This is a genomic window from Planococcus salinus, assembly GCF_003719725.1.
Classification (GTDB): Bacteria; Bacillota; Bacilli; order Bacillales_A; family Planococcaceae; genus Planococcus; species Planococcus salinus.
This window is the reverse complement of sequence record NZ_RIAX01000006.1, coordinates 103,288-116,673: the sequence shown is the minus strand read 5'-3', so window position 1 is coordinate 116,673 and position 13,386 is coordinate 103,288. Positions and strand designations below refer to the sequence as shown.

The 13,386-nt window shown below is 42.7% G+C and carries 16 protein-coding genes; 15 read left to right on the top strand and 1 reads right to left on the bottom strand.

Annotation, left to right across the window (positions count from 1 at the left end; genetic code table 11):
* The first annotated feature begins 94 nt into the window (after positions 1 to 94).
* Positions 95 to 334: an IDEAL domain-containing protein gene (locus EEX84_RS09890; protein WP_123165477.1), complete on the top strand. Its 240-nt coding sequence runs from the start codon at positions 95 to 97 to the stop codon at positions 332 to 334.
* A 101-nt stretch (positions 335 to 435) separates the two neighbouring features.
* On the opposite strand, the gene EEX84_RS09885 is transcribed toward EEX84_RS09890, so the two are convergent.
* Positions 436 to 972, bottom strand: coding sequence for a hypothetical protein (locus tag EEX84_RS09885; protein ID WP_123165476.1), 537 nt, complete (start codon positions 970 to 972; stop codon positions 436 to 438).
* A 170-nt stretch (positions 973 to 1,142) separates the two neighbouring features.
* Here EEX84_RS09885 and EEX84_RS09880 point away from each other — a divergent pair, with 170 nt between their 5' ends.
* From EEX84_RS09880 to EEX84_RS09810, 14 genes are all read left to right on the top strand, one after another.
* Entirely contained in the window at positions 1,143 to 1,673 is a 531-nt protein-coding gene (locus tag EEX84_RS09880; RefSeq protein ID WP_123165475.1) for a sigma-70 family RNA polymerase sigma factor, read from the top strand.
* Positions 1,660 to 2,655 (top strand): anti sigma factor C-terminal domain-containing protein, encoded by a 996-nt coding sequence (locus EEX84_RS09875; protein WP_158599108.1) that lies wholly within the window; start codon positions 1,660 to 1,662, stop codon positions 2,653 to 2,655. Before EEX84_RS09880 ends, EEX84_RS09875 begins: the two co-directional genes overlap by 14 nt.
* 254 nt (positions 2,656 to 2,909) lie before the next feature.
* Complete coding sequence (locus tag EEX84_RS09870) at positions 2,910 to 3,728, top strand: MerR family transcriptional regulator (RefSeq protein ID WP_123165473.1); 819 nt, start codon at positions 2,910 to 2,912, stop codon at positions 3,726 to 3,728.
* A 62-nt stretch (positions 3,729 to 3,790) separates the two neighbouring features.
* Positions 3,791 to 4,474, top strand: coding sequence for a DUF554 domain-containing protein (locus EEX84_RS09865; protein ID WP_123165472.1), 684 nt, complete (start codon positions 3,791 to 3,793; stop codon positions 4,472 to 4,474).
* 833 nt (positions 4,475 to 5,307) lie between these two features.
* On the top strand, positions 5,308 to 6,954 hold the full coding sequence (gene abc-f / locus EEX84_RS09855) for a ribosomal protection-like ABC-F family protein (RefSeq protein ID WP_123165470.1): 1,647 nt from the start codon (positions 5,308 to 5,310) through the stop codon (positions 6,952 to 6,954).
* Positions 6,955 to 7,332: 378 nt separating this feature from the next.
* Positions 7,333 to 7,974, top strand: a complete 642-nt coding sequence (locus tag EEX84_RS09850; protein ID WP_192892947.1) for an MSMEG_1061 family FMN-dependent PPOX-type flavoprotein — start codon at positions 7,333 to 7,335, stop codon at positions 7,972 to 7,974.
* A 285-nt stretch (positions 7,975 to 8,259) separates the two neighbouring features.
* Positions 8,260 to 8,475 carry a helix-turn-helix transcriptional regulator gene (locus tag EEX84_RS09845; protein ID WP_123165469.1) on the top strand — a complete coding sequence of 72 codons (216 nt, stop codon included), beginning with the start codon at positions 8,260 to 8,262 and terminating at the stop codon, positions 8,473 to 8,475.
* The gene (locus EEX84_RS09840) at positions 8,472 to 8,861 is read left to right on the top strand and encodes a hypothetical protein (RefSeq protein WP_123165468.1); all 390 of its coding nucleotides are present in this window, start codon (positions 8,472 to 8,474) and stop codon (positions 8,859 to 8,861) included. Before EEX84_RS09845 ends, EEX84_RS09840 begins: the two co-directional genes overlap by 4 nt.
* A gap of 427 nt (positions 8,862 to 9,288) precedes the next feature.
* A complete protein-coding gene (locus tag EEX84_RS09835) occupies positions 9,289 to 9,606 on the top strand; it encodes a hypothetical protein (protein WP_123165467.1) in 318 nt (105 codons plus the stop codon).
* Positions 9,607 to 9,611: 5 nt separating this feature from the next.
* The gene (locus EEX84_RS09830; RefSeq protein ID WP_123165466.1) at positions 9,612 to 9,815 is read left to right on the top strand and encodes a helix-turn-helix transcriptional regulator; all 204 of its coding nucleotides are present in this window, start codon (positions 9,612 to 9,614) and stop codon (positions 9,813 to 9,815) included.
* A 151-nt stretch (positions 9,816 to 9,966) separates the two neighbouring features.
* A complete protein-coding gene (locus EEX84_RS09825; protein ID WP_123165465.1) occupies positions 9,967 to 10,359 on the top strand; it encodes a DUF2178 domain-containing protein in 393 nt (130 codons plus the stop codon).
* 220 nt (positions 10,360 to 10,579) lie between these two features.
* The gene (locus EEX84_RS09820; protein ID WP_123165464.1) at positions 10,580 to 10,915 is read left to right on the top strand and encodes a PadR family transcriptional regulator; all 336 of its coding nucleotides are present in this window, start codon (positions 10,580 to 10,582) and stop codon (positions 10,913 to 10,915) included.
* Positions 10,899 to 11,771, top strand: coding sequence for a permease prefix domain 1-containing protein (locus tag EEX84_RS09815; RefSeq protein ID WP_123165463.1), 873 nt, complete (start codon positions 10,899 to 10,901; stop codon positions 11,769 to 11,771). The genes EEX84_RS09820 and EEX84_RS09815 overlap by 17 nt, the downstream gene beginning before the upstream one ends.
* Before the next feature lie 502 nt (positions 11,772 to 12,273).
* Positions 12,274 to 13,329 carry a TolB-like translocation protein gene (locus EEX84_RS09810; RefSeq protein WP_123165462.1) on the top strand — a complete coding sequence of 352 codons (1,056 nt, stop codon included), beginning with the start codon at positions 12,274 to 12,276 and terminating at the stop codon, positions 13,327 to 13,329.
* Positions 13,330 to 13,386: the final 57 nt, after the last annotated feature.

The following is a 13,386-nucleotide window of genomic DNA, read 5'->3' as shown; positions in this document are numbered from 1 at the left end:
TTTTTTGTTCTATTTCATCGGAATTTTCAAAAAATGATTGATTCTTTATGAAGTTATCGTGTATACTAATGAAAAGCATTCGGGGTGAAGTAGAATGGAAAACTATTATTCTTATGCTGATTTCATGAAAGCGATGGCTCAAACGAAGAAAATAACCGAAGCGGAGAAACTGCTGAATGATATTTACCTTGATTTATTCCTGAAGCATGTTCACCGTTCTCAACAAGAAGCACAGCTCATGACCCTAATCGATGAAGCCCTGGACAACAATGACCGTGAATCATTTACGATGTATGCAAATCAGTTGCAGGAATTGCAATGCGACGAAGATTGAATAACGAAAACCGCTCCTTCGGGGGCGGTTTTTTATGTGCATTAAAAAGAGTGATCACGCTTATGTCTGATTAACAGTGAGAACTGAGCAACAAGTGATTTTTATATTCTATTCAAAACTTCTTTAAAGTAGCGTTGAAGGTCACCACTTCCTTGAAAACGTTCCGGCAGCACCAGGGCGGTCTCTTTACGGATTTGTTCCAACTTCGGTTCGTATGGATTTGTCTGCTGGCCGGAAAGATGAATCAACTGGATGACCGGATCTTGCGGTTTCATTTCGTATGCTCTTTTCACCATATAAACACCTGTTTGTTCTTGTTCTCCAAAAAAGTCAGGGAATAACAAAATCATGTAGCCGAACAACCAAAGGAATTCGACATGATGCTGAAAATGACGATGTCCGAAAGCTGTCAAACTTTTCAGCAGCTCTTCACATTCTTCCACATCTTTTTCTTCCAAGTCAGAAGCCGCAAAAACTCCCCATTCCGCCACTACATACCAGCACAGGAAACTGAGTTTCAAGAAGACTTTCAGATCCATCGGCTTTTGTTGCCAAACTTGATGCATATAACAAATAGCTTCTCTATATTTTTCCTGTGTTTCCAATTCGTCCACTCTGGACCAGCGCCAATCCATCATCGCTTCCGCTCCTCTCCTGTATTCAGGCGTTCACTCAGAACAGCTTTCTTCCATTAAATCATAAAAAAGAAAATAGGCGGAAAAGACACCAGCGAATTCTTTCTGGAAAAACTGTAACATTATAGGGAGTCGAACGTGTTACCAGTAAGATATAGCCGGAGGGGGAGCGTATGAAAAATTATCAGCTGGAAGATTTATATAAAAAGTACGCAAAACCCCTCTACTATTTCTTATGGAAAATGTCAGGTTCTGCTCATGTAGCAGAAGATTTGACGCAGGAGACATTTGTGAGAGCGACGGTCTCCCTCTACACGTATGACGGAGAAAAAGCGCGTGCCTGGCTGTTTAAAGTGGCACGGAACGTCTATGTGGATGAATGGCGAAAACGGAAACGCCGTCAGGCCATTCCACTGCTGAATTTACTGCATTCAAAAGAAGACATGATCAGTCCTTATGGGTTGCCGGAAGAAGCCGCGCTGAACCAGGAGTTATCGAGTGATTTAGCGGAACTGATCGGCTTTCTGCCGGAACATTACCGGACCATCCTCTATTTGAGGGAGTTTGAGCAATTCAGTTACAAGGAAATTCAGGAGACGCTGGACTTAACAGAAGACCAGGTAAAAGTGAATTTATACAGAGCCAGAAAGAAGTTGGAGGCATTGGCGGAAAAGAAAGGGTGGCATGACGATGGAGTGGAATAAAGAAATGGAAGAGAAAATCCTGAAAAAATCCCGTTTTACGTTAACTGTCCGGATTCTTCGGCTTTTGCTGATTGGCGTTCTGGTTTACGGAGCGTATATGGCAGTACTCAGCATCAGCTCGGAATGGCGGAATGTGGCAGAAGAAAATGATTTCTACACGAAGCTCGCTCTTGACTGGAAAATCCCGAACGTCCGCGGATCGTTTGATTTTGAGCAGGAAGAAATTACTGTTTTCGGTACGAAGAACTTGTCGTATCCGTTGGTGAAAAAAGTGGGGCGTGCGGATGTCGTGATCGGAGAAGCGGATGTCACAAAACATGTGTTCAATAGCCGTTCCTACGTGGACTATCAACTTCCGGGCAGGGAACAAATCAATGAATTTTCTTTTTCGTTGCCGGAAGATCCGCGGAGCGGCAATCAAATGACTGCCAACCCTTGGCCGAATGTATGGGAAACGCTCGAAATGCTCCATGAAGGAACCGTGGCGGAACTGGCATTTTCAACCGATCGCTTCCTTACGCCGGAAGAACTCATCGAGGCAATGCAGCCGTACGAAGTGGATGTTCTTTGGATGCCGCTTTATACAGGGGAATTTGTCGATTTTACACCGAACAGCTGGGGCGGCTCGGGGAATAACTTGACGCTCAACGGTGGCCTCGGTTTGGCGGGAGCCCGTACATCATCCGAAGATTTTCAGTCGAGTTCTTTGACGTATCGCCTGGATACGGCAACTATTGCTGATAGTGAAAAAGCAATGCTGCAAAATATGGGTGCGTTGCTGGCGGAAAAACCTTCTTCTTATTATGAAGGATTTTTGGGGCTGGGGCATCTGCCTGAACGTTATGAATACCTGCAGGAAAACGGCTTTACCGCTTACGGGGCGGTGGTGACAGGGCCGGTCAAGGAATTGTTGAAACTAGAAGGGGAAGAACTGGTCCACGGGGAACAGCTTGGAGAAGTGGAGCTTTGGGACTGGGAGTAGTTTTTTGATTTTGTACGGAAAATAGAGCAAGCTTTTCATGGGTTAGCTTCCATGATGATTCAGGTAAATATCTTATTCCTTTAAGAACGTTCGTGTTCTCCCGGTATATGTGGAAGCGGTTCGTAAAAGTATGTGTGAAATGTTGAACGTTCGTAAAGTGTTTTAGGACATTTACGAACGGTGTCTTTAGAGGCAAACTACAAAAGCTAATTTATAATAAGGGGTAAAGTAATTGAAGGGAAAGGATCGACTGTATGGAAAATAAATTTTCAATTGGCGAGATGGCGAGACTTCACAATACAACAATCAAGACGCTTCACTATTATCATAAAATTAATCTATTGAACCCTATCCATACGGATCAGAGCAATGGCTATCGCTATTATTCGACTGATCAATTCGAACAGCTAAATACCATCAATTATCTGAAAGAGTTAGGCTTCTCATTAGAAGAGATTAAGAAGCACTTAGAACGTAGAGATATAGATGGTTTTCTGCTTTTGTTGGAGGAACAAAAACGGTTTACAGAACAAAAAATAAAAGACCTTGAACGGATCAATCGAAGATTTCAAAATCGAATTTCGAATATTCGACTAGCAAGAAGATTAGAAGAGCGGATGATTCCATTTACTAAGAGCATGGAAAAGAGAAGAATTATCAGGCTTACTGAAAAAATCACTTCAGAACCGGACTTGGAAATAAACTTGCGGCAGTTGGAAAACCAGGCAAATTTACGTTCTTCCCTATTCATTGGAGGTGTAGGGCTTACGGTAAGTATGCACGATATTGTTAATCACAAATATGATGAATACAGCTCCATCTTTATTTTGGATGAAGATAACAGTGTCAATGTTCCTTTAGCTGATAGTTTACCGGAAGGCACATATGCTTGTATTTATTACAATGGCGGCCACAGCGATTCACTGCAACCTTATACACGGCTGCTCAACTACATTCATGAGAATGGCTTCAAAATCACTGGAGATTCCATAGAGAGAACCATCATCAATCAGTACATTTCCTCTCGAGAAGAAGACTACTTGACAGAGATCCAGATACCCATAAAAAGTTGACCCTCCTCTAGCAGGAGGGTCTATATTTTTAGTAAGAAAGCTAACTTAAAGGAGTAGTGCTTATGTTTGGAACCGTGTTTAATGCAGGGATGATTCTGATGGGATGTTTAATCGGAAGTATGTTGAAGAAGGGATTGAAGGAGGAGTACCATCAAATTCTCATGCAGGCCATGGGACTTGTAGCGCTTGGCTTGGGAATTGATGCGCTCGTCCAACACTTGCCCGATAGTAAATACCCCGTGCTGTTTATCGTGAGTTTAGCTGCAGGAGGGATAATTGGACAAAAACTGAGGCTGGAATCGAGGTTTAATAATTTAGTGAATAAATACTCAACAGGCAACTTAGCCGAAGGATTGGCTACAGCTATCTTGTTATTCTGTATTGGAACATTGTCCATTTTAGGCCCGATCGAGGCCGCTTTGAAAGGAGACTATACGTATCTTCTGGCAAACGGCATGCTGGACGGCATCACTTCCATTGTCTTAGCGTCCACATTTGGAATCGGCATTGCCATTTCAGCAATTATCTTATTTGCCTGGCAAGGGTCCATTTACGTTATGGCTACTATCATCGGGAATGCGCTCAATCCGGACCTCTTAAACGAAATCACCATTATCGGAGGGATGCTGATCATGGCATCGGGTTTAAGTATTCTAGGAATCAAAAAATTCAACACATTAAATCTTCTTCCCTCTCTGTTGATACCCGTTACGGTGTTTGGATTTATTCATGTATTTCACTTGTAGACAGGAAGTTAGACAAGCGTGCTTCAGAGAAAATAAGCTAGTTGACATATGAGGGCTTATCGGAAGCGAGAGTAGAAGTAGAAAAGAGTGGGAAAAATAAACTGCCCTTCAAATTATTAGAGCTGTGCCGTTGATTTACGGCACAGCTCTTCTCTGTATTCTTAAAAGAATTTCCAAGCTTTTTTATGGTTTTTATGCCTTCTTCGATCTGTTCGAAAGTCAAGTTGCTAAAGCATAATTGCAGCAACGGTTCTCTGGCGGAAGAGAAAAAGTAAGGGCTTGTGGGGTAAACTTTCACACCATTTCTAGCCGCTCCATCCATCAGCCATTGTTCAGTGTGCCTAGTGTAGACACGCACCAATACGTATAACCCGGATTGTTCTCCAATAATCGTGATTTTAGAGCCGATGATGGGCATGCAACAAGAAGAAATGCTTCACTTCTCTAAGTATTGGCAATAGTAGTGAACAGTGGGGTGTGGAAAGCATTTAACAGTAATGTTCTAATGAATTTTTACCGATAAAAATTTCAGAATTTTCAGTTGACTAGTTTTCATCTCCCTATTATGATAAAAGAAATGAACGAAGGAGGTGGGTATGATGAATCGAACTGGTAAACGCATGACAGAATGTCAGAAGTATCTTTATATTCTGCATGGCGTTACTTTCACTTCAGCAGCTGTACAGGATAAGTCTGTCTTTTTTCGGACAACTGCATCGAGTGAAATAAACCAGTGAGAGACATCTGCCTGCAATCGGATTTTGCAAAAAGGCATGCGTCTTCGCATGTCTTTTTGTGTTGTGTGCGTCTCTCGGAAGGAAAGGGAGAGAACGATGATTATCAGCCAGTTCCAACACATCATGTGCCACTTTGCGACACAAAAATTATTTAATCACATTAAAGGGGATATAGCGGAAGGCCAGCGGATCGGGTTGGTTGGACGAAACGGAGAAGGCAAAACCACTTTGTTAAATGTATTAGCCGGGGAGTTGCAGCCGACAGAGGGCACGGTGACGTGGAAAAAGGGCTGTCAGGTTGGCTTGTTAAAACAATCACCGGAAGAACAAAATGAATGGACGGTAGCCGAACTCTTAAAGACGGCTTTTTCCGAACTTGTGCTGATTCAGGAACAGCTGTCAGACATGGAAGAGAAAATGGCATCAGCTGCTCCGGAAGAGATGGAGCGTCTATTATCCCGTTATGGAGCGATGCAGGAAGATTTTATCCAACGCGGAGGGTATGAGATTGAATCACGCATCGACCAAGTTTTGAACGGGTTGAAAATCAAGTCTTTGAAATTTGAGGAATGGGGTCATTTAAGCGGAGGAGAACGTACAAAAGTCGGCCTGGCAAAATTATTGCTGCAAGAACCTGACCTTCTGCTGCTTGATGAGCCGACAAACCATTTGGATCTGGAAGCGATTGAATGGCTCGGTTCTTTTATTAGCCACTCCAAAGGGACAATTGTTCTGGTATCTCACGACCGGTATTTTTTGGATGAAGCGGTGACTCATATATGGGAGTTGGACCAAGGCGACTTGATTCAATACAAAGGGAATTATTCCACTTACGTCAAAGAGCGGGAAACCCGACTATTGATTGAGTTTCAGCAGTACCAGGACCAGCAGAAAAAGATAAAGAAAATGAAAGAAACGATCAAGCGGCTGAAGGAATGGGCCAACCGTGCCAATCCGCCGAATTCCGGCATGCACAGACAAGCCAAAAGCATTGAAAAAGCGGTAGCGCGAATTGAAATGCTCGACCGTCCTGTGCTGGCGAAAAAACAGATGGCGCTGGAATTTCAATTAGCTGAGAGAAGCGGCAAAGATGTGGTGCGCCTGCAAGAGGTATGGAAGGAATTCGGGGAAAGAACGCTTTTCCAAGACGTGAATATGCACGTCCGTTTTGGAGAAAGAGTGGCGATTGTCGGCTCAAATGGAACGGGGAAGACCACCTTATTGAACATGATTCTCGGAAATGAAGAACTGGATGCCGGTGAAATCAAGCTTGGCAGCAATGTGTCGATCGGCTACCTGTCACAGCAAACCCTTGAAATGGACAATAGCCGTACAGTGATCGAAGAGTTTCGAGATGCGATTGCCGTCTCTGAATATGATGCACGACCGATGCTGGCGAAGTTTTTGTTTTTCGGCAATATGGTCTTCCAGCCTGTCAGCCAATTGAGCGGCGGAGAAAAAATGCGGCTTAGACTGGCACAGCTTATGCACATGAACCATAATCTATTGATTTTGGATGAACCCACCAATCATTTAGACCTGGAAGCAAAAGAAGTAATGGAAGAAGCGCTGAAAGATTTTCCAGGGACCATCGTCTCGGTATCCCACGACCGCTATTTCCTGGATAAACTTTTCCCCATCACTTATTGGATCCATGATCTGACAATGGAGAGGTTTGACGGGAATTACTCATTTGCAAGGGAAAAAAGGAGTGCAGTGAGTATGTCCGGGAATAAAATGTAAAGCAAGCAAGTAACATTAAATAAAGCAGCTTATCCTTGCAGGGGATAATCTGCTTTATTCTGTTTCAATGCAATAACCGTGCCCTGTGCTGAAAGAAATTTAAGACTCTCAGAGAGAATTATTAAGTTACAATAGATGAAGGCAAGGAAAAAAGGAAATGGGAAGAGTTGTGTAATGTGAACCAGGGCTATAAAGCTATGAATGAAAACATACAGAGGCATGCCGTGAAAATAGATTGAACTGGAGATGAACAGTTCACTGACTGCGCGTATGAAAGAGCCAATTCAGGCAATCAAATTGTTTGTGCACAGTGGCAAGGTTTTGGTTAATTTATTCTGCTGAAGATGAAAAAGAAATTTGATACGAAAGGGATTGAGGATGTTGAAAATCGAACCGACATTTCCAAATACAGTAGAGACAGTGGAGGAACTTCGGGAAATTACCGGAAAGCCGAGCGAACTTGTGAATAATAAAGTCATTACATACTTGGATGAACATTGCAGGGATTTTATCACGAAGTCGCCGTTTCTGACGATATCAACAGCTGATGAATCCGGGTTTTGCGACGTGTCACCACGGGGAGATACTGCCGGTTTTGTGTATGTGAAAAATGAAAAGCAGTTGATCATTCCGGAGAGGCCCGGGAATAAGCGGATGGATTCCATGCGGAATATCTTATCGAATCCGAATATCGGGTTACTGTTCCTGATTCCGGGACTGGGCGAGACCTTACGTATTAACGGAAAAGCCAGCGTGATCCGCGACGAAGAATTGTTAGAGAAGATGGCGGTTAACGGAAAAAGGCCACTCCTTGGAATCGGCGTGGATGTGGAGGAATGCTTTATCCATTGCGCCAAGGCGTTCCGGCGGTCCGGACTGTGGAATCCTGAGACATGGACGGAGAAAGAGGAACTGCCGAAAGGTGCGAAGATCTTAGCAGCCCACGCGAAATTGCCGAATGTAGACGAAGAGGCGGTCGGAAAGCTTCTGGAAAAGAGTTACCGGGAAAAATTGTATTAAAAATGGTAGGGACAAGGGGAAGTTCAACAGTAAGTTAAATTCAATAGAAGTACAAAAAGAATTCAGAAAAGAAACTTGGCGGGAGTTTCTGTTTGCATATCGCGGCTTATCAGAAGCTGTTTTAATACGACGGGGGAGAAGAGGCTAACTAAAGCGCATCTTCTCCCCCGTTTTGTCTGCAAAACTGAATAAAAAGTAAAGATTTCTTTACATATTAGCTTTGTCCTTTTATAATTTATGTAAAGATATGTTTACATATTGATTTCCCAGAAAGAAGGGATAGGCATGCCGGTTAAGAACAATATTCAAAAAATCCGGAAAGAGAGAGGCATTAAGCAAATTACGATGGCTGAAGATCTGCAGGTTACACGGCAGACATTTACGGCCATCGAAAAAAACAAATACAACCCAAGTTTGGAATTGGCGTTGAAAATCATCAAGTATTTCGATCTGCCGATTGAGGAAGTATTTATACTCGAAGAGGAGGAGAAAGAGAAATGAAAAAGAAAAAATACGCACAGTGGAACATTACAATCGCATCTACAGGCGGGTTGGCCGGCGTAATCATCGGCACACTTATTTTCAGTGGGGTCGACTGGTCAGCTATTCTTGGGGCGCTCAGTGGTTTTTTACTTATTTTTATCGGAAACCTGATCTACGTTAAATCGAAGAAAGATAAAACGCCCGAAGTCGATGAACGGACCATCAATAATATGCGCAAGTATTATGCGATTATTGCCAATGTGTTCCTGGGCGTTCTCTTTCTGGCGCTGGCAGCAATTACATATATGGGACATGATCAGGTTTCAATTTCTTATCTTTGGATTTTTGTAATAGCTTATATGCTGATCAGTGGCGTTGGTGCGCTTATTGTCAGTCGGAGGTAAGGGCTTGAAGATATTGGTTTGACGATTGGCTTAAAGAATATATTTTGATGTGCTGGAATATGAAAGCAACTTAAAATGACCTATGGTACGTTCAAAAGCCTTCCATTGCTGGAAGGCTTTCTTGTGGGTTCCTGCTTTTTAAACCTTTAAAATCGAATCTTCGAATGAGTATAGATGCACATATCATGAGTTATAGAATTGAGAAGGAACTTCAGTTAAAGACCTTTCTCTTTTTGTTCGAAGAAGTGTACTTTTACGAACGTTTTATTTTTCCTTAAGAATAATAGACCCCTTAATTATTCCAACAAGTATTCTATGGCATTAGGTCTAAAAGGAAGGATAGAACGTAAAAAACTCTTTACATAAATTTTCAGTGTATTATAATTTAAATGTAAAAAACTTTTGACAAACAGAAAGGGTGAAAGCATTGGTATCTTGGTTAGTGGCGATAGGAGTATCTTTCTTGCTCTTTCTGGTATTGGGAAAAATAACTGGAAGTGAAGAGCATGGATATAAAACAAATGATGATGAACGAAAAAAGCACATGAAACAACAAGCAATCATAAGAAGTTGGATTATTCTTTTGGTGTTCTTCGCAGTTAACTTTATCAACGACTTTTTCAATTTAAGCGATATGCGATTAACTAATTCTCCCTTACTCTATCCGGAATTGCTGTACTTACTTATTGCAGGTATTAGTTACTGTATTTTTTATGTCATCTATCGCAAAAGACTGGGTGGTTGAAGCGAATGAAAAATCAGATTCAGGAATTGCGTAAACTGCAGGGGTTTTCGCAGGAAGAATTAGCCAAAAGGTGCTCGGTCACAAGACAAACCATCAACGCCATTGAAAACGATAAATACGACCCTACTTTATCGCTGGCATTCAAGTTGTCGAGAAATCTCAATACAACAGTCGATCAGTTGTTTAGCTTTGAGGAAGACAAAACGTGAGAGGGAAAATCAGGCGAGATGAAGAAAATACTTTTTGAAATTAGCCCAGAGTATTTTGTAATACAATGTGACATTTCTGTTGAATAGGCTTACACGAAAGCCGGCGGGAAGATTTTAAAGCATTTATTCTAAACATTTGAGGTGAACTGGCATGGAAAAAACCAAAAGATTTGCGATCGTTATTTCGATTGTAACTTTTTTAGCTATCTTGGGGAAATCTATATACGACTACGTTCGATATGAACAAATTGATGGTGCAGCTATCTTTTTTGGTTTTCTGGCATTGTCCTATATTTTCAATGCTCTTACCTGGGGAGATTTGGAGGGTAAAAAGGATAAGGATGAATTGGAACAGCATATTGAAACGCAGAGTTCTAAGATTGGTTACTATACATTAATGGCGCTGTCTGGATTAATACTCTTTGTATCGGAAGGTGTCGGTAACTTAAGTGAGATCGAGAATTTTCCCTTGCTTTTAGTTGTCGGTCTTACATTTATCGTTCAGCCGATCACTGCTTTTGTTTATTCGAAAAAGTATGTATAATCTGCTAGCTGATTGAAAGTTGCAGATAAGGGCACAATTTATCCTCTCCAGCGGTTAATGACTGATACAACTTTTTATAGAAAGTGAATAAAAAGACACAGGAAGATCAACATGGTCACAACCATTTGGTCTTCCTTTTTATTCCTCTTAACTTGTAATACGATGTACATCGTATTACACTAAATGAAAAGAATCCTAAAAAGAATGAGGCGGATATTATATGGACCGAGAAATGATGAAAGGCAGTATTGACCTGCTGTTGCTGACGCTGCTCGCCAAACGGGACCTGTACGGATACGAAATTACGAAAACGTTGAATCAGCTGAGTGACGGAAGTTATGAAATGAGCGAAGGAACTCTTTATCCCGCTTTAAAGCGCCTGGAGAGGAAACTTTGGCTGACTTCCTACTGGAGCGAAACGGCTGCCGGAAGACGCAAATACTACAAAATTACTGATTTAGGCAAAATGGAGCTTGAAAACAAACAGAAAAATTTCAATCTGATTCAGGACTTGGTCAAAAAAAGTTCGGAGGGATTGGGTGGAAACCAATTTTAGAAGTTATGTAGAGAACATTATGGACCAAACGGAATGCAACCAGCAGGAAAAAGAAGACATGCGGGAAGAGCTGCTGATTCATCTGGAAATGTCAAAAGAAGATCTGATGAGAAAGGGAATGAAAGAAAAAGAAGCGGAGCGGAAAGCAATGGAGCTGTTCGGCCCGGAAAAAGACATCGGCAGCCAAATGCAGCAATCGATTTTTCCGTTTCGCAAAGAGCTCATGCTGACCTTGTCCATTATTTCATTTTTGTACACCATCACCCTGTACTTGCTTCTATTATTTAATGAAGGAAATGCGCACATCGGCTGGCTGCTTTTTTCGATGACAACCAGCACCCTGCTTTTATGCATTGCATTAAATATAGTCGTCGCGTTAAACAGAAGACGGTGGATGAACAGTTTATTGATGGCACATCTCCTTATCTATCTATATGGGTATGCAATAATTTCCGGATTTGAACTTGCCGCTCAATTGCCCTTAACGATTTCGAATTGGATCATTCTTCTGTTATCACTTTTGCTCGTTTATCAGACGACCATTTACGAAATGAACTTCCAAAGCGGAGCCGTTAAAGAAGCGAAAAGGCTCCACCAAGTGAATTTCGTTTCAGGCGTCATCGTTATTGGAGTGTCCCTGTTTTTCCTGTGGGTCGGAATGATGCTGTTCGGCGGGTTTCATCCCGCGATGGCAGTCATGATGGTGCCTTTTGGTTTATGGCTGCTGTTATATGTCGGGCAAATGAAGCTGGTGAAAAAGCACAAACGTGCCGCTTTTGTATTGGCAGGCATCTCACTCCTGGGCACTGCTGTTCTGCTCGTTTTGTTGTTTTTTCCATCTTTATTAACTATATAAGTTGAACTAAAGAACGATCCTTTTACCCATCGCTTCGGTCGCTTTGGGCCTAAACCGGTGCTCCTGCATCGCTTCGCTGCTTCGTCGCAAAGGCATCGGCCAAACTACCTTTGGCCAATACCTTTCCCGCCATAAGCCGAGAAGAGCACTCGTCTTATAGCTCCGCCCAGCCCCTGGACGCGCCGGCGCTGGATAAGTACTCTGTGAGAAAAAGAATTATGCATTTAGCTTATTGATAATTGCCTGCTTCGATATGGAGCAAAACAGCTGCGAAGAAAGTACTGCTCCTGCATCGCTGCACTGCTTCGTCGCAAAGAATTGGCCTTGCAGGCTTCGGCCAATGTCTTTCCTGCGGATCAGCGAGACGGCCGAGACCCCGCAGGAAGCGAAGCGATCGAGGAGGCTTGGACGCGAGCCCGCGGAAAGCGCAGCTGTTTTGCGGAATATCAGCAAGTGCGCAGATCATTAGTTCAATACATATAGCCAGCAAAGGAGTTTTTACATGAAAAGAAAGAAAATCTTGTTGTGGATTGTGGCGATTGTAGCAGTAATAGTAAGTGGCTTGACCGTGCTGGGCATGGTGTTCAGCACAAGCGAAGAGGAAAAGCTGACGGGCATGTCCGGATTTTTTGACATTTCCGCGCAAGGAACCATTGCTTATGTCAGCTATACGGAAGGAAAGCCGGAAATTCAGTTGGTTCACCCTGGACAGTCCGTTCAATCGAAAGCGGTGGAACTGGAAAACGACCAGGTCATTTTAGACCCGACTTTTTCCACAGACGGCTCGTCCCTGGCTTATATTTCGACGAACAAAAACCCGGAAGAAGAACTGAAAAGCACCGTACATCAATTAAACCTACAAACAAAAGAAGATCAGGAGCTGTTTTCGGCCGGTTCTGCCATTACGGAAATCGAATTTTCACCAACAGACGGCTCATTGTTTTATTTGAATGCGGCTGTGTTTACCAACTATTCACCGATTACAGGCAAGCGACCGCATGACTTTGATATCCATGAATACAATTTTGAGCAAAATGAACATATGCAGCATACAGATTTGAAAAAGTATTCCATGGATTCCCTTACAATAGGCGAGGATGGCGAAGTGGTATACGTCCAAATGCCGGATGATGCGGCTGTGGAAACCGCGGAAGACAGTTTTGAAGTGGTCCAGCGGATATTTGAAATTCCGCTTGAAGATCCTGAAAGCCTTCGTCCGATCATCATTGAGCCGGAACGGGAGATGGGTGTATTTGATTTCGCGATTGTCCCAGGCGGAGATGAAATCATTTATCAAGCCGTCAGCAACGCCGATGAAGGCGGAACGTTCCAGTACGAGTTGTATAAATACGATAGAGAAACGCAGGAAGACCAGCAATTGACGGATTTACAGGAATACGCGGATCGTCCCGTGATCCATCCGGAAACAGGCGAGGTTTACTTCATAGTGGACATGAATTTTGCAGGGAGGGCGACTGATTATCATTTGTATAAGATGAATATGGAGGGTAGTGAAGTGGAGGAAGTATCTCTTCCGGAGCGCGGGAGTAGCCAATGATTACAGAGAGACTGGGAATAACGGATGACGGGAGAACCTGAATATAAAAGGAAGGGG